We start from the raw sequence: 954 nt of genomic DNA, 5'->3' as shown, positions 1-954 counted from the left end.
GATCCCCCTGCGCCATCGCCGCCACCGACCGCTGCACCGCACCGACACCCCGCAGCACCCGCCGCGACACCAGCACCGCACCGGCCACGGCACCCGCCGCACCGACGACGATCGCCGCGGCGACGCCGGCCACCGTGAGGACGGCGACGCGCGTCGAGGCCCGGTCGGCGGCCTCGCCGGCCTGCTCGACCTCCTGCTGGAGGCCCAGCGTGAGCTCGCCGATCCGGCCGTAGACGTCCCAGCCGTCGCCCGCGATGAGCGCGTCGCCCGCCTCGAGGTCGCCCGCGGCGTACGCGGCGACCACGCGGTCGTCGATGGCGAAGAAGTCGTCCCACAGGGTGGCGATCTGCTCGACGGTCTCGCGCTGCGCGGGCTCGAGCACGGCCGAGCGCTCCTCGAGCACGGTGAGCGCGTCGCGGAGCCCGTCGGCCGACGTCAGGTAGCCCTGGCGGCTCGCGGCGTCGGCGGCGACGGCCTCGGGGCCGCCGAGGCGCCGCGTGTCCCACGCGTAGGCCGTCTGCCAGCCCGAGACGTCGCTGTTGAACATCCGCACCTCGCCGACGGCCTGCGTCGCGTCGAGCAGGTCGTCGATCCGCGACGTCGCGCGGTCGAGCGCCGCGACGCCCGCGAACGCGACGCCCCCGGTGAGCACGGCCGACGCGACGCCCGCCGCACCGATCGCGAGGATCGTCGCGCGGAGCCCACGACGGCGGGCGGGGCCTGCTGCAGGGGTACGGGACATGGTCTGCCTCCGAGGGCGGTCGAGTCGGATCCGGGCGCCCCCTTGCGTGCGTCCCATCGGACGGCGCGGGCCCCGGGTGAGGCGCCGGAGCGCATCTCACCCGGGGCCCGCTCCGGTCTCAGTAGGTGAACGCGGCGACGCGGCGACGCAGGTCGTCGGACAGGCGGGCGAGCTCGGCGACCGAGGCACCCATCTGGCCCAGCGTCGTGGAC

The 954-nt window shown here is 76.6% G+C and carries 1 pseudogene; it reads right to left on the bottom strand.

The annotated features are described in order from the left end of the window. Window positions 1–742: pseudogene (locus CS2_RS18315) on the bottom strand (hypothetical protein); the annotation flags it as partial. Window positions 743–954 lie beyond the last annotated feature (212 nt).

The sequence above is a fragment of the Cellulomonas iranensis NBRC 101100 = JCM 18110 genome, from assembly GCF_001552375.1.
In the GTDB taxonomy this organism is placed as follows: Bacteria; Actinomycetota; Actinomycetes; order Actinomycetales; family Cellulomonadaceae; genus Cellulomonas; species Cellulomonas iranensis.
The sequence above is the reverse complement of the archived record's forward strand: the minus strand, read 5'-3'. Positions and strand labels throughout refer to the sequence as shown.